The organism is Pseudomonas sp. IT-347P (genome assembly GCF_949768005.1).
In the GTDB taxonomy this organism is placed as follows: domain Bacteria; phylum Pseudomonadota; class Gammaproteobacteria; order Pseudomonadales; family Pseudomonadaceae; genus Aquipseudomonas.
The window spans coordinates 227,387-243,957 of record NZ_CATKPQ010000059.1; the positions used below are offsets into that span (position 1 = coordinate 227,387).

At 61.0% G+C, this 16,571-nt stretch carries 16 protein-coding genes; 10 read left to right on the forward strand and 6 right to left on the reverse strand.

Annotated elements, in window-relative coordinates; translation table 11 throughout:
- Positions 1-77: 77 nt before the first annotated feature.
- Entirely contained in the window at positions 78-1,286 is a 1,209-nt protein-coding gene (locus ACM6IV_RS26665; protein ID WP_414872341.1) for an MFS transporter, read from the reverse strand.
- A 229-nt stretch (positions 1,287-1,515) separates the two neighbouring features.
- Between ACM6IV_RS26665 and ACM6IV_RS26670 the strand changes: the two genes are divergently transcribed.
- The 5 genes from ACM6IV_RS26670 to ACM6IV_RS26690 all read left to right on the forward strand — a co-directional run bounded on the left by ACM6IV_RS26670 (position 1,516) and on the right by ACM6IV_RS26690 (position 7,620).
- On the forward strand, positions 1,516-2,448 hold the full coding sequence (locus ACM6IV_RS26670; protein ID WP_414872342.1) for an AraC family transcriptional regulator N-terminal domain-containing protein: 933 nt from the start codon (positions 1,516-1,518) through the stop codon (positions 2,446-2,448).
- A 77-nt stretch (positions 2,449-2,525) separates the two neighbouring features.
- Entirely contained in the window at positions 2,526-2,981 is a 456-nt protein-coding gene (locus ACM6IV_RS26675) for a (2Fe-2S)-binding protein (RefSeq protein WP_027613020.1), read from the forward strand.
- Positions 2,981-5,233 (forward strand): molybdopterin cofactor-binding domain-containing protein, encoded by a 2,253-nt coding sequence (locus ACM6IV_RS26680; protein ID WP_414872343.1) that lies wholly within the window; start codon positions 2,981-2,983, stop codon positions 5,231-5,233. The genes ACM6IV_RS26675 and ACM6IV_RS26680 overlap by 1 nt, the downstream gene beginning before the upstream one ends.
- Positions 5,234-5,250: 17 nt before the next feature.
- Positions 5,251-6,603 carry a c-type cytochrome gene (locus tag ACM6IV_RS26685; protein ID WP_414872344.1) on the forward strand — a complete coding sequence of 451 codons (1,353 nt, stop codon included), beginning with the start codon at positions 5,251-5,253 and terminating at the stop codon, positions 6,601-6,603.
- A gap of 12 nt (positions 6,604-6,615) precedes the next feature.
- Positions 6,616-7,620, forward strand: coding sequence for an XdhC family protein (locus tag ACM6IV_RS26690; RefSeq protein WP_414872345.1), 1,005 nt, complete (start codon positions 6,616-6,618; stop codon positions 7,618-7,620).
- A gap of 9 nt (positions 7,621-7,629) precedes the next feature.
- Here ACM6IV_RS26690 and ACM6IV_RS26695 read toward each other — a convergent pair whose 3' ends face one another.
- Entirely contained in the window at positions 7,630-8,217 is a 588-nt protein-coding gene (locus ACM6IV_RS26695; protein WP_414872346.1) for a TetR family transcriptional regulator, read from the reverse strand.
- A gap of 149 nt (positions 8,218-8,366) precedes the next feature.
- Between ACM6IV_RS26695 and ACM6IV_RS26700 the strand changes: the two genes are divergently transcribed.
- The 4 genes from ACM6IV_RS26700 (at position 8,367) to ACM6IV_RS26715 (ending at position 12,291) form a co-directional block, all read left to right on the forward strand.
- Entirely contained in the window at positions 8,367-9,467 is a 1,101-nt protein-coding gene (locus tag ACM6IV_RS26700; protein ID WP_414872347.1) for an alkene reductase, read from the forward strand.
- A 38-nt stretch (positions 9,468-9,505) separates the two neighbouring features.
- Positions 9,506-10,294: an SDR family NAD(P)-dependent oxidoreductase gene (locus ACM6IV_RS26705; protein ID WP_414872348.1), complete on the forward strand. Its 789-nt coding sequence runs from the start codon at positions 9,506-9,508 to the stop codon at positions 10,292-10,294.
- A gap of 82 nt (positions 10,295-10,376) precedes the next feature.
- Positions 10,377-11,246 (forward strand): alpha/beta fold hydrolase, encoded by an 870-nt coding sequence (locus ACM6IV_RS26710; protein WP_414872349.1) that lies wholly within the window; start codon positions 10,377-10,379, stop codon positions 11,244-11,246.
- Between the two features lie 46 nt (positions 11,247-11,292).
- Complete coding sequence (locus tag ACM6IV_RS26715; protein ID WP_414872350.1) at positions 11,293-12,291, forward strand: NADP-dependent oxidoreductase; 999 nt, start codon at positions 11,293-11,295, stop codon at positions 12,289-12,291.
- A gap of 119 nt (positions 12,292-12,410) precedes the next feature.
- On the opposite strand, the gene ACM6IV_RS26720 is transcribed toward ACM6IV_RS26715, so the two are convergent.
- Positions 12,411-12,926, reverse strand: coding sequence for a hypothetical protein (locus ACM6IV_RS26720; protein WP_414872351.1), 516 nt, complete (start codon positions 12,924-12,926; stop codon positions 12,411-12,413).
- Positions 12,927-13,126: 200 nt separating this feature from the next.
- Between ACM6IV_RS26720 and ACM6IV_RS26725 the strand changes: the two genes are divergently transcribed.
- On the forward strand, positions 13,127-13,939 hold the full coding sequence (locus tag ACM6IV_RS26725) for a DUF1206 domain-containing protein (protein WP_414872352.1): 813 nt from the start codon (positions 13,127-13,129) through the stop codon (positions 13,937-13,939).
- 21 nt (positions 13,940-13,960) lie between these two features.
- Here the strand turns inward: ACM6IV_RS26725 and ACM6IV_RS26730 are convergent, their stop codons facing one another.
- The 3 genes from ACM6IV_RS26730 to ACM6IV_RS26740 form a co-directional block, all read right to left on the reverse strand.
- Positions 13,961-14,746, reverse strand: a complete 786-nt coding sequence (locus ACM6IV_RS26730) for an alpha/beta fold hydrolase (RefSeq protein WP_414872353.1) — start codon at positions 14,744-14,746, stop codon at positions 13,961-13,963.
- A gap of 36 nt (positions 14,747-14,782) precedes the next feature.
- Positions 14,783-15,022 (reverse strand): hypothetical protein, encoded by a 240-nt coding sequence (locus ACM6IV_RS26735; protein WP_414872354.1) that lies wholly within the window; start codon positions 15,020-15,022, stop codon positions 14,783-14,785.
- Between the two features lie 78 nt (positions 15,023-15,100).
- Positions 15,101-16,096 carry an NAD-dependent epimerase gene (locus ACM6IV_RS26740; protein ID WP_414872355.1) on the reverse strand — a complete coding sequence of 332 codons (996 nt, stop codon included), beginning with the start codon at positions 16,094-16,096 and terminating at the stop codon, positions 15,101-15,103.
- Positions 16,097-16,571 lie beyond the last annotated feature (475 nt).

The following is a 16,571-nucleotide window of genomic DNA, read 5'->3' on the forward strand; positions in this document are numbered from 1 at the left end:
CAATGACTGGAATCGTGGACTGCGGCCAATTACATTCATCGAGTTCCAATACTGCCTCATGAAGAACGGCGGACGCCTCAGGCCGTCGCATTCGACTCAACAAAATGAACCTGCGTGGCATTGCGCCCCGCCAACCAGGCCAACACTGAGGCGACAACCAAGACAGCGGCGCTGAGCTCGAATGTAGCTTTGTAACCGCTCAGATCGAAGGCCAGCCCACCAATGATCGCGCCTCCTGCGATCGCCAGTTGAACAATCGCCACCAGCAGTCCACCTCCGGCCTCCGCATCATCCGGCAGCGTTTGCGCCAGCCAGGTCCACCAGCCGACCGGCGCGGCGGTAGCAACCAGTCCCCAGAGGCCGAGCAATACCGCGGTCAGCACCGGTGATTTGCCGAAGCTGACCAACGCCAGCGCGATGGCCGCCATGATCAGCGGGATGACGGTCAATGTGCGGTAGAGGCCGCGACCCATAAACCTATCAATCAGAAAGGTGCCGATAAAACCGGCCAGTCCCAGCCCCAGCAGCATCAAGGACAAGGTCGAGACACTGACGCCGGTCACGCCTTCAAGAAAGGGCCGCAGGTAGGTGAATAGCATGAACTGGCCCATGAAAAACACGCTGACGGCGACCATGCCCAAGGCCACTGGCAACTGCTTCATCAGCCGCAGCACGTTACCGCTACCGACCTGACGCTCGGCCTTGAACGACGGCAGGCTGATCAGCAGCCACACGGCGGCCAGCACTGCGACCGGAACCACGCAGAAGAACGCGCCCCGCCAGCCGATCAGCGAGCCGAGAAAGCTCCCCGCCGGAGCGGCGATCACCGTCGCCAAAGCGTTACCACCATTGACGATGGCCAGCGCACGCGAAACCTGTTCAGGCTTGACCAGACGCATTGCGGTCGCCGCCGAGAGTGACCAGAAACCACCAATCGCGATCCCGATCAACGCACGTCCGAACATGAATGACGGGTACCCCGGCGCGACCGCTACGACCGTACCGGAGACAATCATCAGCAAGGTCAGGCCCAGCAGCAATGTCTTGCGTTCGATGCGCGCGGCGACCGAGGCGATCAGCAGGCTGGTGATCAAGGCGAAGGCACCGGACACGGAGATCCCCTGCCCGGCCTGGCCCTCGGTGATGTGCAGATCGGCCGCAATCGGCGTCAGCAGGCTGACCGGCATGAACTCTGAAGCGACCAAAGCGAAGGCGGCCAATGACATGGCCAGCACGGCGCTCCAGCCGCCTGTTTTTTTAGAAGGATCTGTAGAAGGAAACGTCATGGGAACTACCTGTGGTGCAAAAAACCTGTGGATGTGATGCGCAGGGGCAAGCAGTTTGTCGCTCTCGCGAGCACTGCCCCTGTAACAGATAGACACATTCTCCCGGTCAATCCGGCCCTGCCCTAGTGCATTCCTCTTGAATGCTTGCCTGATTCTCTGGCGATGCAGGGTGATGGATAGGAAACGTCTCGCGTGCGCATTAGAGTTCGATCAACCGGAGTGAGCCCAGATGATCCCTACCGCCCTGCCCCAACAATCGCCATTGGCATTGCACATTGACCCGCGCGTGAGCGCACCGGGTGACTTCGCCACGGCGATACCCGGCTTGTCGCTGTTTCGTCGCGACCAACCAGCGCCGCCCGTGGTGTGCATGATCGAACCGAGCCTGATTCTCGTCGGTCGCGGCGAGAAGCGCTTGTGGGTCGGTGGTGAGGGCTACAGCTATGACCCTTCGCGGTTTCTGGTCACCTCGCTGGACCTGCCCGCCAACTCCGAAGTGACGCTTGCCAGTCCTGAGCAGCCCTGTGTCGGTCTCGTGCTGAAACTGGATGTCGGCATGCTCGCTGAGGTCATCACCAAGAGCGGCTTGCCGGCCAGGCGCCAGCCATCAACAGGCACGGGCGCCGCGATTGGCAGCCTGTCGTCTGCGCTGGAGGACGCGCTCGATCGCCTGCTGGCATTGCTCGATGAACCCGAGGCAATCCCGGTGCTGGCGCCGCTGATTCTGCGCGAAATCCACTATCGGCTGCTGCACACCGACCAGGGCGCACGGCTGCGGCAGATCACAGCCGTCGATGGTCAGGGCTACCGCATCGCCAAAGCGATTGACTGGCTCAAGGTCAACTACACCGATGCCCTGCGCATCGACGATCTGGCCGCGCGGGTGCAGATGAGCGCGCCGACCTTTCACCATCATTTCCGTCAGCTCACCGGCATGAGTCCGCTGCAATACCAGAAATGGCTGCGACTGAACGAGGCCCGCCGACTGATGCTGGTCGAGCGCCTCGACGTTTCGCGGGCGGCGTTTGCCGTCGGCTATGAAAGTCCTTCGCAGTTCAGTCGCGAATATGGCCGCCTGTTCGGCACCGCGCCGAGTCGTGACATTGCCCTTTTGCGCGGGCAGCCATTCGATGCCGAAGCCCTCGGCACAGTCGCGAATTGAACGAAAACCGGTGATGCGCCTCGCCGCGTGCCACCGCTCATAACAATGCACGTCAACCGATGATCAGCGGGTGAATCATGGAACTACGAATCAACCAAAAGACCTATCAGGTCGATGCCGACGCCGATACGCCCTTGCTCTGGGTGATCCGCGATGATCTGGGCATGACCGGGACCAAGTACGGCTGCGGATTGGCGCAATGCGGCGCCTGCTCAGTGTTGGTGGACGGCAATGTGGTGCGCTCGTGCGTCACGCCGGTGGCCGGTGTGGTCGGCCGCGAGGTCACCACCATTGAGGCGATCGAGGCCGATGACGTGGGCAAACGGGTGGTCTCGACCTGGGTCGATCTGCAGGTCGCGCAGTGCGGTTACTGCCAGTCCGGGCAGGTGATGGCCGCCACCGCGCTGCTCAAACAAAACCCCAAACCGAGTGATGCGCAGATCGAGGCGGCGATGGTCAATCTTTGCCGCTGCGGTACCTACAACGCCATTCATGCCGCCGTGCATGAGCTGGCCGGCAAGGGAGACGCGTGATGACCGTTCGAATCGACCCCTCACTGCAAGCCTCGGTACTGGATTTGCACGAGCCGATCAATGTGTCGCGCAGACGTTTCCTGACTGGCACTGCCGTCGGCGCACTGGTCCTCGGCTTCGGTCTGCCGCTGGGGGCGACACGCGTGCAAGCTGCCGTTGCAGCGGCTACGGCCGAACGCGGCACGCAGGTGCCGGCGTTTCTCGAGATCCGCCCGGACAACCGCGTGCGTCTGCTCTGCCCGTTCATGGAAGGCGGACAAGGTACGTTCACGGCGATGGCGCAGATTGTCGGTGAAGAACTCGATGCCGATCCGTCGACCTTTCTGGTCGAGGCCGCCCCGCCTGGCGAAGCCTATGTGGTGTTGGAAAACGGCATGCGCATCACCGGCGGCAGTATGTCGGTGCGCATGAGTTACCCGGTCATGCGTCGCCTCGGTGCCCTCGCCCGCGCCATGCTGTTGCAGGCGGGCGCGCAGCAACTCGGCGTGCCGGTGAGCGAGTTGAGCACCGAGCCTGGCAAGGTCGTGCATGCCAAGTCGGGCCGCTCGTTGGCCTACGGTGAACTGGCTGAGCGCGCGATGGATCTGCCGGTTCCCGATCCGGCTTCGGTGCAACTGCGTGATCCGAGCCAGTTCCGCTGGATCGGCAAACCGGTGAAGCGCCTCGATGCCTATGACAAATCCACCGGCAAGGCGCTCTACAGCATCGATCTGAAGGTCGATGACATGCTTCATGCTGCCGTGCAACATGCCCCGCGCCTGGGCATGACCGTGGGCAACCTGCGCAACGAAGATCAGGTCAAGGCGATGAAAGGCGTGCATTCCGTGCATCGTCTGCCGGGCGCCGTGGCGGTGGTCGCCGAGCGCTGGTGGCACGCCAAACGTGCGGTCGAGGCGATTCAGGTCGACTGGCAAGAACCAACGGCCGACAGCCCAGTGCGGCCGATGCCCGCCGACTTTTCCAGCGATGCCTGGTTCAAGCGCCTCGCTGAAGACAAGGGCCCGGCCAAAGATGATGAACATGAAGGCGACGTGGCTGCGATTCTCAAGGACACCAAGACCCGCATCGACGCCACTTACCACAACCAATACCTGAACCACGGCCAGTTGGAGCCGCCTTCGGCACTGGCCAGATTCAACCCGGACGGTTCGCTGGAAGTCTGGCTGCCGAATCAGGCGCCGGACATGTTCCGTGCCGACATCGCCAAACGCACCGGGCTGGACCCGTCGCGCATCACCTTGCATTCGCCGCTGCTGGGCGGGTTCTTCGGCCGGCATTTTCTCTACGATTCGGCCAGTCCCTATCCGCAGGCGATCGCGCTGGCGAAAGCGGTTGGCCGCCCGGTCAAACTGATCTGGAGTCGCGAGGAAGAGTTCCTGCGTGACGTGCTGCGCCCGGTTGCCGCGGTGAATTTCCGCGCTGCGCTGGACAGCGATGGCTGGCCGCTGGCAATCGAAGCGATCAGTGCCACCGAAGGCCCGACCGAAGCCCTCGCCGGCAAGCAAGGTGACAAGCTCGACCCGACGGCGCTTGAAGGGTTGTCCGGCAAGTCCTACGCAATCCCCAACAAACGCATCGCACAGATCTACGTCAAAGGCCCGGCCATGCTCGGTTATTGGCGTTCGGTGGGCAATTCGCTCAATGACTTCTTCTACGAATCATTCCTTGATGAACTGGCCGACAAGGGCGGCAAGGACCCATTCGACCTGCGCCTGCATTTGCTGCGTGACAACAAGCGCCTGACCACACTGCTACAAGCGGTGGCGGAACTGTCGGGAGGCTGGAAGCGCGGCCCGTTTACCGCCGAGGATGGCAGTCGGCGTGCACGCGGTGTGGCCATGGCTTCGCCGTTCGGTACGGAGACGGCGGTGATCGCCGAGGTGTCCATCGAAAACGGCCAGGTCAAGGTGCACGACATCTGGCAAGCGATTGATCCGGGCAGCATCGTCAACCCGGCGATTGTCGAGGCGCAGGTCAATGGCGCCGTGGCGCTGGGACTGTCGCAAACACTGGTGGAAGAAGCCGTGTGGGTGGATGGCAAGCCCCGGGCGCGCAACTACGACTTGTACCCGATCCTGCCGCCTGCGCGGATGGCTCGGGTCCATGTGCGTGTGGTCGAGAGCGGGGAAAAAATGGGCGGCATCGGTGAACCACCGTTGCCAGCGGTCGCGCCCGCCGTCGCTAACGCGGTGGCGACGCTAACCGGTCAGCGGGTGCGCAGCCTGCCCATGAGCCGACACACCTTCACTTGATCAGCGCCGGAGCGTCCATGAATAACAGCCGATTCGCAAGAACCGCAGGCTGGCTGGCAGTGCCGTGCCTGGTCGCGGCAGGCCTGCTGGCCTGGTATGTCACCCGCGAGCCCGTCTCGCGCCTGGAAAACCATCAGATCGCCGTGGCCGACATCGAACCGGCGCTGGTCACTCGTGGCGAATACGTCGCCCGGCTCAGCGATTGCGTGGCCTGCCACAGCGTGCCGGGCGGTGCGCCGTTTGCCGGCGGCCTGGAAATGGCCACGCCGCTGGGCGCGATCCATGCGACCAATATCACCCCCGACACGGAAACCGGCATCGGCCATTACAGTCTCGCGGACTTCGACCGAGCAGTGCGTCACGGCGTGGCACCCGACAGTCGCCGTCTGTATCCGGCAATGCCCTACCCGTCCTACGCCAAGCTCAGTGACGACGATGTGCGTGCGCTGTATGCGTTCTTCATGAAAGGCGTGGCGCCGGTGAAACAGGCGAACATCCCCAGTGCGATTCCGTTTCCGCTGAACCTGCGCTGGCCGATTGCACTGTGGAACGGCGTGTTTGTCGACGCCGAACCTTACGCGGCCAAACCGTCGCAGGATGAAGTATGGAATCGTGGCGCTTACCTCGTTCAAGGCGCCGGGCACTGTGGCAGTTGCCATACACCGCGCGGCCTGGCGTTCAACGAGAAGGCACTGGATGAAAACGGTAAGCCGTACCTCGCCGGCGCCCTGCTCGACGGCTGGTACGCACCGAGCCTGCGTGATGATCACAACACCGGGCTAGGCCGCTGGAGCGAGCCGGAGATCGTGCAGTTCCTCAAGACCGGACGCAATAAACATGCGGTGGTCTACGGCTCGATGACCGAAGCGTTCAACAACTCCACGCAGTTCATGAGCGATGAAGATCTGAGCGCGATTGCCCACTACCTGAAGTCGCTTCCCGGGGATCGCGAACGGGACGGCGCGCCGTGGCAGTATCAAACGGTATCGGCAGCGGAACGTCTCGATTCGCCCGGTGCTCATACCTACGTGACGCGCTGTGCTTCCTGCCATGGTCTGGACGGCAAGGGCCAGGCCGAATGGATGCCGCCGCTGGCGGGCGCGACTTCGGCCTTGGCCAAGCAAAGCGCCTCGGCGATCAACATCACCCTGAATGGTTCGCAACGGGTGGTGGCGGCCGGCGTGCCGGATGCCTATCGCATGCCGGCATTCCGTGAGCAGCTGTCGGATCAGCAGATCGCCGAAGTGCTGACCTTTATGCGCAGCACCTGGGGCAATCAGGGCGGTGCTGTCGATGCGCAGACGGTGGGCAAGCTGCGTGAACACACCGATCCGGCGAGCAGCAGCCCGATCATTCTGCAGATGCGCTAAGAGGAGTTTCTGATGGAAAGCATCGACTTGCTGGTCCTGCGCACAGCGCGGGACTGGCTTGCCGGCGGCGAGCGGATGTTGCTCGCCACGGTGGCGCGCACTTGGGGTTCATCACCACGGCCGACGGGTTCGATGATGGCTTTGCGTGACGACGGCCGCGTAGTGGGCAGCGTGTCCGGCGGCTGCATCGAGGACGATCTGATCCATCGCTATACCACGGCCCATGGCGGCAGCGCATTTAGCGACAGCACGCCGCAAGTGGTGCGCTATGGCGTCAGCGCCGATGAAGCGCATCGCTTCGGCTTGCCCTGCGGTGGCACGCTCGAACTGATCCTTGAGTTCAACCCGGCGTGGCAGTCGCTTGATGCGCTGCTGACGCAACTGGACACCGGGCAACTGGTTCGCCGTCGCCTGGCGCTGGAATCCGGTCAGGTGATCCTCGAACCGACCGCAACGCCGGAACAGTTCAGCTTCGATGGCGTGCAGATGCTCAACACCTTGGGGCCGGGCTATCGGATGCTGATGATCGGTGCCGGCGCGCTGGCCGAATATCTGGCCACCATGGCGTTGTTCAACGGTTTCAAGGTGGCGGTGTGCGATCCGCGTCCCGAATACATCGAGACCTGGGCGGTGAATGGCGTTGAGCGCATTGTCGGCATGCCGGATGACGTGGTCCGGGATTTCGCGGTCGATCTGCGCACCTGCATCGTCGCCTTGAGTCATGATCCCAAACTTGACGATCTGGCCTTGCTCGAAGCGCTGCACAGCCCGGCGTTCTACATCGGTGCGATCGGCTCGCGGCGTAACAGCCAGTTGCGTCGCGAACGCCTGATCGAGCATTTTGGCGAGACCGAGGCGTCGCTCGAGCGCCTGCACGGGCCGATCGGCCTGTACATCGGCAGCAAGACGCCGGCGGAAATCGCGGTCAGCGTGATGGCCGAGATTCTTGCCACAAAGAACGGCGCACATCTGCCGCAAGTGCTTTCAATCGCCAAGGCCAAAGCGCTCGCGGAGTGAGCTGTACTTCTACTGCACGTCGGCGTTATCGGCCGGCAACGAAGCGAGCATTTGCGCGCGGCACACTTCCAGGATTTCATCTGCCAGCGCGGAATCGTCCGGGCAGGCACGCGACAGGATAATCGCGCCGACGGCCCGCGACAGCAGGTCGATCATCTGCCTGCGCCCCTCTCCCGCCTCGGCCCCCGACGCTGTCGGGTATTTCTCGCCCAGGGTTTGCAGGGTCTGCTCAATGCCCTCGGCAAACGTCGCTTTCACCTCATCCGACTGGCGCGCCGCGTCGCCGCCCAACGCAGCCATGGTGCAACCGTCGCCACGTCCGTCGCGATGCTCTCTGTTCACGTAAATGTTGATGAACCCTGGGACATCCAGCGCCTGGGCGGCTGTCAGCGATTTGGCCAGACTGCACGCCGAGGCTTCGGCCATCAGGTCGGCCTTCGACCCGAAGTGTTTGTAGAAACCACCATGGGTGAAACCGGCGGCCGCCATGAGATCCGCCACGCCGACGCCGTCAAAGCCGCGTTCACGGAACAGCTCCGAGGCGGTTTCAACGATGTGTTCTCGATTGGCCTGCGCCTGGGCCTTGGTCACTCTCACGTGCAATACCTCGTGTTTCCGGGGAAATCCTGCGTCCGATGATACATAGATGTTGGCCATAATCAAAACCATTGACAGTTTAGATTTCGATCATCATCCTAATTGCTCGCACCATCGATCTTCATCAACCGGCACGGAAGAAACATCAGATGACCGAGCAAACCCTGTTCACCCCTTACACGCTGGGCAATCTCACGCTGTCGAACCGCGTCGTTCTCGCGCCGCTTACACGTAACCGCGCCGGCCAGGGTTTCGTCCCCAGCAAATTCGCGGCGACCTATTACAGCCAGCGCGCCAGCGCCGGTTTGCTGATCAGCGAAGCTACGCAGATTTCCCGACAGGGCCAGGGTTATCAGGACACCCCGGGGATCTACACGCAGGCACAGGTCGACGGCTGGCGCGCCGTGACCGATGCAGTGCATGCCAACGGCGGAAAAATCTTCCTGCAACTGTGGCATGTCGGCCGCGTCTCGCATGTCGACCTGCAGGAAAACGGCGCCGCGCCTGTGGCCCCTTCTGCGCTGCGCGCCGCCACCAAAGTGTTCGTCAACAACCGCTTCGAAGACGTTTCCGAGCCGCGCGCACTGGACATCAGCGAACTGCCTGGGATCGTCAACGATTTCCGTCAGGCAGCGGCCAACGCGATCGCCGCCGGCTTCGATGGCGTGGAAATTCACGGTGCCAACGGTTACTTGCTCGATCAATTTCTTAAGGACAACGCCAATCTGCGCACCGATGCTTACGGCGGTTCGATTGAAAATCGTGCACGCCTGCTGCTGGAGGTGACCACGGCAGTGATCGGTGAAATCGGCGCAGATCGCACCGGTGTAAGGCTGTCGCCGGTGTCGCCGGCCAATGGCGTATCCAGCAGCGATCCGCAGGCGCAGTTCGATTATGTGGTCGAACAACTCGACGCCCTCAACGTGGTTTACCTGCACGTGGTCGAAGGCGCGACCGGTGGCCCGCGTGATGTGGCGCCCTTCGACTTCGCCGCCCTGCGCCAGCGCTTCAAAAACACCTACATCGCCAACAACGGCTATGACCTCGACCTGGCGACTTCGAAACTCGCTGAAGACCAGGCCGACCTGATCGCGTTCGGTCGCCCGTTCATTGGCAATCCGGATCTGGTGGAACGCTTGAAACTCGGTGCGCCGTTGTCCGCGTTCAATCCCGCCACCCTCTATGGCGGCGGCGCGGCAGGCTACATCGACTACCCGACACTGGCTGAATCAAGCGTCAGCACACGCTGAGCGCGTTCTGTTTCTCACACCTTGAAAGAGAGATACCCATGAGCACTCGCCCTACTGTTCTGATCACTGGCGCCTCCACCGGCATTGGCGCCGTCTACGCCGAGCGCTTCGCGCAACGCGGCCACGATCTGGTGCTGGTCGCCCGTGATCAGGCGCGCCTCGACGCACTGGCCGTGCGCTTGCGCAGCGAACACGACGTCGCCGTCGATGTGATCCCGGCAGATTTGACCCAACCCGGCGACCTGACCACCGTTGAAAGCCGTCTGCGCGAGGACGCCCGCATCGGCATCCTCGTCAATAACGCCGGCGCCGCGCTGTCCGGCCACTTCGTCGAGCAAAGCACCGAGAAAGTGGCGCAACTGGTCGCGCTCAATACCACCGCGCTGGTGCGGCTCGCCAGCGCCATTGCTCCACGCCTGGCCAAGGCCGGTGATGGTGCGATCATTAACATCGGTTCGGTAGTGGGTCTCGCACCGGAATTCGGCATGACGGTCTACGGCGCGACCAAGGCATTCGTGCTATTCCTGTCCCAAGGATTGAGCCTGGAACTGTCGCCTCTGGGCGTCTACGTGCAGGCTGTCCTGCCGGCCGCCACGCGCACGGAAATCTGGGATCGCTCCGGCGTCGACATCAACACCTTGAGCGAAATCATGGAGGTGGGCGATCTGGTGGATGCCGCCCTCGTCGGTTTCGATCGTCGTGAACCGGTGACCATCCCGCCGCTGCACGAAGCGCAGCGCTGGGATGTCCTGCAGGACGCACGCCTGGGCCTGATCGGGCAAATCCGTCAGTCAGCGGTTGCCGAGCGCTACCAGACGCCACAGTGACCTTTCGCTGACGAGCATGTGCGGCGGATTCGATGCAGGCGTAAGGCGCGGCATCGAATCCGTCCTGCAATCCGGAGTCGTAATGAATTCAGCACAGACCAATCCCCCTTCGGCGTCGCCGACGTCGTTCATCCACGCCGCAAACCAGTCCATCACGGTCAACGGCATCCCCTTCGCCTACCGCGACACCGGACCCGCTATCGGTGTGCCCCTCATACTCTTCAACCACTGGGGCGCAGTGCTGGACAACTTCGACCCGGCGATCATTGATGGTCTGGCGCAAACCCGACGCGTCATCACCACCGACTATCGCGGTATCGGTGGCTCCGGGGGAACCGCGCCGCTGACCGTCGGCGAAATGGCTGACAATGCCATCCAGTTGATCCGCGCGCTGGGGCTGGAAACCGTGGATGTGCTTGGCTTCTCCCTCGGTGGCTTCGTCGCTCAGGACATCGCTCTGAAAGCGCCTGACCGGGTGCGGCGTTTGATTCTCACCGGCACCGGGCCGGCCGGCGGCAGCGGTATCGACAAGGTTGGCCCGGTGTCGTGGCCCTTGATCCTCAAGGGCTTGCTGACCCTTCGCGATCCGAAGTTCTATCTGTTTTTTACTTCCACGGCCAATGGCCGTCGAGCCGCCTCGCAGTATCTGCAGCGCCTGCGAGCACGTAAAAAAAATCGCGACAAAGGTCCGACGCCCCGCGCTTTCCTGCGGCAGTTGCAAGCGATCACCGCGTGGGGCCAACAGGCGCCGCAAGACCTTGGGCGCTTGCGCACGCCAACGCTGGTCGTCAACGGCGATAGCGACATCATGGTGCCCAGCCTCAATTCATTTGAGCTGGCCAAGCGTATCCCCCACGCAGAGCTGGTGATTTATGAAGATGCCGGACATGGCGGCATTTTCCAGCACCACGTTGATTTCGTGGCCAAGGCGCGGGCGTTCCTCGATGCCTGACCACCCACCGGCTACCCTCCCTCTAACCGATAAGAGCCGCACCACGATGAAAGCATTTCTGATTGATCGCTACGGCAAGCAGCCCGGGCGCATCGGCGAAGCGCCCGTGCCCGCAGTGGGTCCTCACGACGTCTTGATCGAAGTGCATGCCAGCAGCGTCAACGTGCTGGACTCGAAGATCAGCGCAGGCGAATTCAAGCTGATCCTGCCCTACTCGTTGCCGTTGATTCTGGGCAACGATCTGGCCGGCGTGGTGATTGAAATCGGCTCGCAAGTGACACGCTGCAAACCGGGAGACGAGGTGTACGCTCGCCCGCCGGAAACGCGGATTGGTACCTTCGCTGAGTTGATCGCCGTGAACGAAAACGCGATCGCCCTGAAACCGGCCAACACCAGCATGGCGCAAGCCGCGTCCCTGCCGTTGGTGGCATTGACTGCCTGGCAAGTGCTGGTCGACACCGCCCGCCTGCAAAAAGGCCAGAAGGTGTTGATTCACGCTGGCTCCGGCGGCGTCGGCAGCGTTGCCATTCAGCTTGCCAAACACCTCGGTGCCTTTGTCGCCACAACCACCAGCACCGCGAATGTCGAATGGGTCAAGGCGTTGGGGGCTGACGTGGTGATCGATTACACGCAGCAGAACTTCGACAGTGTTTTGCACGACTACGACGTGGTGTTGAACAGCCTCGGCTCTGATGTCCTGGAGACGTCACTCAAGGTGCTCAAGCCGGGTGGCCAGCTGATTTCCATTTCAGGCCCGCCCACTGCGCAGTTTGCGCGGGAGCAAGGCTTGTCCTGGCCCCTGCAGCAGGTCATGCGCCTGCTGAGCTTCGGCATTCGGCGTAAAGCACGCGAGCAGGACGTCAGTTACACCTTTGTGTTCATGCGCGCCAACGGCGCCCAACTGCAACAGATCAGCGCACTGGTTGAGGCCGGTATTATCAATCCGGTGATTGATCGAACGTTCCCCTTTGAAGCAACGGCTGAGGCGTTGAAATACGTCGAGCAGGGACGCGCCAAGGGCAAGGTCATTGTGTCGATCAAATGACTACGCGGCCATTGATGCACTAACCGAAGACCTCCTTGTGATGAAAAGCGCGAATGCATAAAAAAGGGCGCCTTTTCAGGCGCCCTTTTATGTGTATTGCGTGTTGCAGGGACAGCGGATCAGTGTGACTTCTTGGCTGTCGATGTCCCGGCTTTGCTCAACCCTTTCGAGTTGTGATCCCCTGGCGTCGTGTCCGAGATGGCCGTTGCTTTGGCCACGCCGCGCGTGTCTTTGGAATGGGCAACGCCTGAAGTCGTTGCACCATGACCGCGATCGCCATTGCGATCACTGCCATAGTGGTTGCCGCTTTCGCCGTGGTCGCGAACCGCTTTGCCGGCATGATCACTGCTGAGCCCATCACCACGGCCGTTGCTATTGGCACTTCCGTGATCCGAGCCGGCATGACCGCCGCCCGTACCGCCACCGTGACCACCGCCATTGCCGCCGCCATTACCGCCACCACCGCCACCGCCGTTGCCACCACCACCACCACCACCACCACCACCACCACCACCACCACCATCCTTCGCGTAGGCAGCGTTCATGGCAGAGAGGTCAGCGGGGAGTAATGGAGCGGCTGCGAGCATCAGGGCGCAGGACATGACCGCGAGGAGACTCTTGTTCTTCAAAAGCATGATTGCTTCCAGTGGGTGGGTATCGTGTGTTGTAAGACGCAATCGGCCCTTTCTAGTTCAAGTCCTGCGACAGACGGAAGACGCTGGTCCCAGGCGCCATCAGCAGTCCGGAATGCGACTTGGCAGCAGTCTTCGACGGCTATAGAACCCCGCCCGGCAAGAAAGGTCTGCTCTCGTATCACCTCTCAGGAATACGTCCCATGTCTGCGCAACGCAACCTTGTCATCCTCGCTCGCGGCGGCTACGCCGCCCGGGGAATGCTGTATTTGATCATCGGTATATTTGCGTTGCTGGCAGCCCATGATTCGACCAGACCGAAGGACAGTCACAAGAGTCTGGAGGCCTTGCTCAGTCAGCCATTCGGCTATTTTCTGGTTGGACTTGTTGTTGCGGGGCTGCTTGCATTTGCGGCGTGGCGTGTCCTGCAGGCCACGCGTGATGTCGATCATCACGGCAAAAAGCTCAAAGGTCTGGTGATTCGCATCGGCTTGTTTGTGGGAGGTCTGGTCAACGCTGCTCTGGCGTTCTTTGCTTTGGGCCTGCTGGTAAGCGGGATCAAAAGCTCGGGCAATTCCGCAGGACACACCAAAGACTGGCTGGCGCATCTTCTGTCCTGGGAACACTCCAACTGGCTGGTGTACCTGATCGCCCTCGTGCCACTTGGGGTTGGCATAGCCCACATCATCAAAGGATGGAAGGCGTCGTTCGAGCAGTATTTCGAGGCCGACGAAGAAGTCATGCGTTACGTCCGCCCGGTTTCGCGGTTTGGTCTGATCGCGCGTGGAGTCGTGTTTATCGAGATCGCGTTGTTGTTGGCAATCAGCGGCTCCGCTTATCAGGCCATGGATCCACCGGGTATGAAAGAAGCACTCGATGCGCTGCAAAATCTACCCGCCGGCTGGTTGATTTTGATGGTGATAGCGTTGGGACTGATTGCTTTCTCGGTCTACAGCCTGTCGGAAGCGTTCTGGCGCAAGATCAATATGGATGTGCCAGGCGTCGCGAGAACATAGGGTGTAACCCTTTGGCAATGATCATCCCGACGCTTCATCTGCGTGTTGCTTACAAAGGAACGTGCGGATGGCTTCGGCAGTCCGCACGGCGCTCGTCACCACGAAAAAATGCCCCTCGCCCTCTAATACGTGAAGCTCGGCACGGCGAATGGTGCGGCGCAGGATATGCGCGTTGTACCTCTGCACCAGGATGTCGCGATCGCCGGTGAGGACCAGCGTGGGTTTGCGCAGACGGAACAGCCGCAGCAGGCTGGTCCAGCCCACCAAGGCCGCGAGCTGGTGGTAATAAGTCTGCGGATCAACGCTGAGCATGCCTCTCGCCACACCAAAGCGCAGCAGCGCCTGTATCGAATGAGACGACCCTTGTTGCTTACGCTGCGCGGTGCTGTTGCTCTTGTGAAAAAAATCGACGATGTCGGAGGGTTTCACCAGCAGCATCGGGCCGGCCGAGGTCGCCGCGAGGATCAAACGGCGCACCCGGCGCGGATAACGCAGGGCAAATTCTTGTGCAAGAGCCCCGCCCCAACTCACACCGAACACATCGACCTGATCAATTCCCAGCTGTTTGAGCATCTTGGCGACCATGTCAGCATGCCGCGGCAGACGCATCGGCCAGCGCGGCATTTGCGATTTGCCCACGCCCGGCACGTCCAGCGTAATGGTCGTGTAGTCCGGCAGTTGCTCGCGCAGCGCATCGAACGTACGGATCAAACCACCCAGGCCATTAAGCAGGAGCAGTGGCGGGCCTTCACCGCGGATTGAAACGTTCAAATGCAAGCCATCAATGCTCAGTTTGCGCGTGGTCATAGCGTTCCTTGCAGGTCAATGCGTGCTGTTATCCCGTCAGCGAGGATCCTGCTGATTATCCATCACCGCGTTGTCAGTCTCTTCCCGTACGCGCTCGGGATCGAGTCCGGCATCGTCATCGTCAAGCGGACGCTCGCCTTCGTTATCCGGCAGTTCGTCAATGCCTCGTTCCTTCATCGGGTCAACCTCAGTGCGGCCAGGACTCAGTGGATCGGGTGACGTTGGCATGGGGTCATCCTGTTCTTTAGCGCCTTGGCGGCTCGGATCGTTGTTCATACTCACCTCTCATTCCCCGCGATGTTGGGGGGATGTAGCTTGGAGAGGATTGGCATTCAGCGCGTTCGATTTATCGGCTTACCGACCGTCGACATCCGGCTGCCGATAATACTCGCGATACCAGCGCACAAATTGCGCGACACCGGCTTCAACTTCCACCTGCGGCGAAAAACCGGTCCAGTCTGTCAACGCTGACACATCGGCCCAGGTCTTGATGACATCGCCGGCTTGCATCGGCAACAAATTGCGCCGGGCCTTAATGCCTAATGCCGTCTCCAGGCAATCGACAAAATCCAGCAGTGCCACCGGCCTGCCCCGGCCGACATTGAAAATCCGGTGGCTGCCCGTGCCGTCCTTGCTCGGCGTCGGCGGCTTTGGACACAGACGGGCAATGCTTTCGACGACGTCATCGACGTAGGTAAAGTCCCGCGCCATTTGCCCCTGGTTGTAGATATCAATGGGCCGGCCCTGCAGAATCGCTTCGGTAAACTTGAACAGTGCCATGTCCGGTCGGCCCCACGGCCCGTACACGGTAAAAAAACGCAGTCCGCTGGCCTTCAGACCGAAGAGATGGCAGTAGCTGTCGGCCAGCAGTTCGTTGGCGCGCTTGGTGGCGGCGTACAGTGATACCGGGTGCTCGACCGGGTCCTCGACGCTGTATGGCTGCTTGCGGTTGGCGCCGTACACCGAACTGCTCGACGCGTAGAGCAAGTGGGCGGGTGGATGGTGGCGGCAGGCTTCCAGCACATTGAGGAAACCCAGCAGGTTCGACTGCGCATAGGCATCCGGATGGTCGAGCGAATAGCGCACGCCTGCCTGCGCGGCCAGGTGCACAACTTGGGTGAAACCCTCCTCGGCGAACAGGGCCATCAAGGCGGGTTTATCGACAATGTCCATGGCGTGGAAGCGAAAACCGCACAGACTGCGCAATTGCAGGAGTCGCGCGTGCTTGAGTTCGACACTGTAATAATCATTGAGATTATCGATGCCGATAACTTCATGGCCTGCCAGACTCAATCGTTTTGCCGTGTGATAGCCAATGAAACCCGCCACACCTGTAACAAGAATGGACATAGTTCCTGCTCCACTCCAGCGAATAGGTGCTTAGTTATAGCGCTCGACGAGTTAAATCGTCCAGATTTATAACACTTCCAAACTATGGGCATGAGTGCCACATCTGCCCGTGCGAATGACGACTGTCATACTATGGAAAAGTTTCTTGCGGTCCGACAAAAGGAAATCAAGTTTGAAAACAATAAGTTGCGCACAAGCGAAAGCACTATTGGATAAATGGCGTGTTTTTTGACTGAGATCGTTTGACAGACCCCAAAGACTGGCCGATAACTACCGAGGTCAGGTTTTACAGGGCGCGGGCAATTAACTACTCGTGCCCTGTCGCTTTAGAGACAACTACTTAGTTTCCTATCAATAGCGCTGCGATGAGCAGACCGTGCGGTAGCTTTGCCCCTAACAAAGTTAACTCGCAGCTTTTTTCCATATACGCCGTACTTTATAGCGTCATGTCGCAGCCTGGCGCACCTTGATGAAT

Excerpts from the sequence above, each read along its gene's own strand:
- ACM6IV_RS26665 (WP_414872341.1), bottom strand. The coding sequence starts at position 1,286 with ATGACGTTTCCTTCTACAGATCCTTCTAAAAAAACAGGCGGCTGGAGC.
- ACM6IV_RS26670 (WP_414872342.1), top strand. The coding sequence starts at position 1,516 with ATGATCCCTACCGCCCTGCCCCAACAATCGCCATTGGCATTGCACATT.
- ACM6IV_RS26675 (WP_027613020.1), top strand. The coding sequence starts at position 2,526 with ATGGAACTACGAATCAACCAAAAGACCTATCAGGTCGATGCCGACGCC.
- ACM6IV_RS26680 (WP_414872343.1), top strand. The coding sequence starts at position 2,981 with ATGACCGTTCGAATCGACCCCTCACTGCAAGCCTCGGTACTGGATTTG.
- ACM6IV_RS26685 (WP_414872344.1), top strand. The coding sequence starts at position 5,251 with ATGAATAACAGCCGATTCGCAAGAACCGCAGGCTGGCTGGCAGTGCCG.
- ACM6IV_RS26690 (WP_414872345.1), top strand. The coding sequence starts at position 6,616 with ATGGAAAGCATCGACTTGCTGGTCCTGCGCACAGCGCGGGACTGGCTT.
- ACM6IV_RS26700 (WP_414872347.1), top strand. The coding sequence starts at position 8,367 with ATGACCGAGCAAACCCTGTTCACCCCTTACACGCTGGGCAATCTCACG.
- ACM6IV_RS26705 (WP_414872348.1), top strand. The coding sequence starts at position 9,506 with ATGAGCACTCGCCCTACTGTTCTGATCACTGGCGCCTCCACCGGCATT.
- ACM6IV_RS26710 (WP_414872349.1), top strand. The coding sequence starts at position 10,377 with ATGAATTCAGCACAGACCAATCCCCCTTCGGCGTCGCCGACGTCGTTC.
- ACM6IV_RS26715 (WP_414872350.1), top strand. The coding sequence starts at position 11,293 with ATGAAAGCATTTCTGATTGATCGCTACGGCAAGCAGCCCGGGCGCATC.
- ACM6IV_RS26720 (WP_414872351.1), bottom strand. The coding sequence starts at position 12,926 with ATGCTTTTGAAGAACAAGAGTCTCCTCGCGGTCATGTCCTGCGCCCTG.
- ACM6IV_RS26725 (WP_414872352.1), top strand. The coding sequence starts at position 13,127 with ATGTCTGCGCAACGCAACCTTGTCATCCTCGCTCGCGGCGGCTACGCC.
- ACM6IV_RS26730 (WP_414872353.1), bottom strand. The coding sequence starts at position 14,746 with ATGACCACGCGCAAACTGAGCATTGATGGCTTGCATTTGAACGTTTCA.
- ACM6IV_RS26735 (WP_414872354.1), bottom strand. The coding sequence starts at position 15,022 with ATGAACAACGATCCGAGCCGCCAAGGCGCTAAAGAACAGGATGACCCC.
- ACM6IV_RS26740 (WP_414872355.1), bottom strand. The coding sequence starts at position 16,096 with ATGTCCATTCTTGTTACAGGTGTGGCGGGTTTCATTGGCTATCACACG.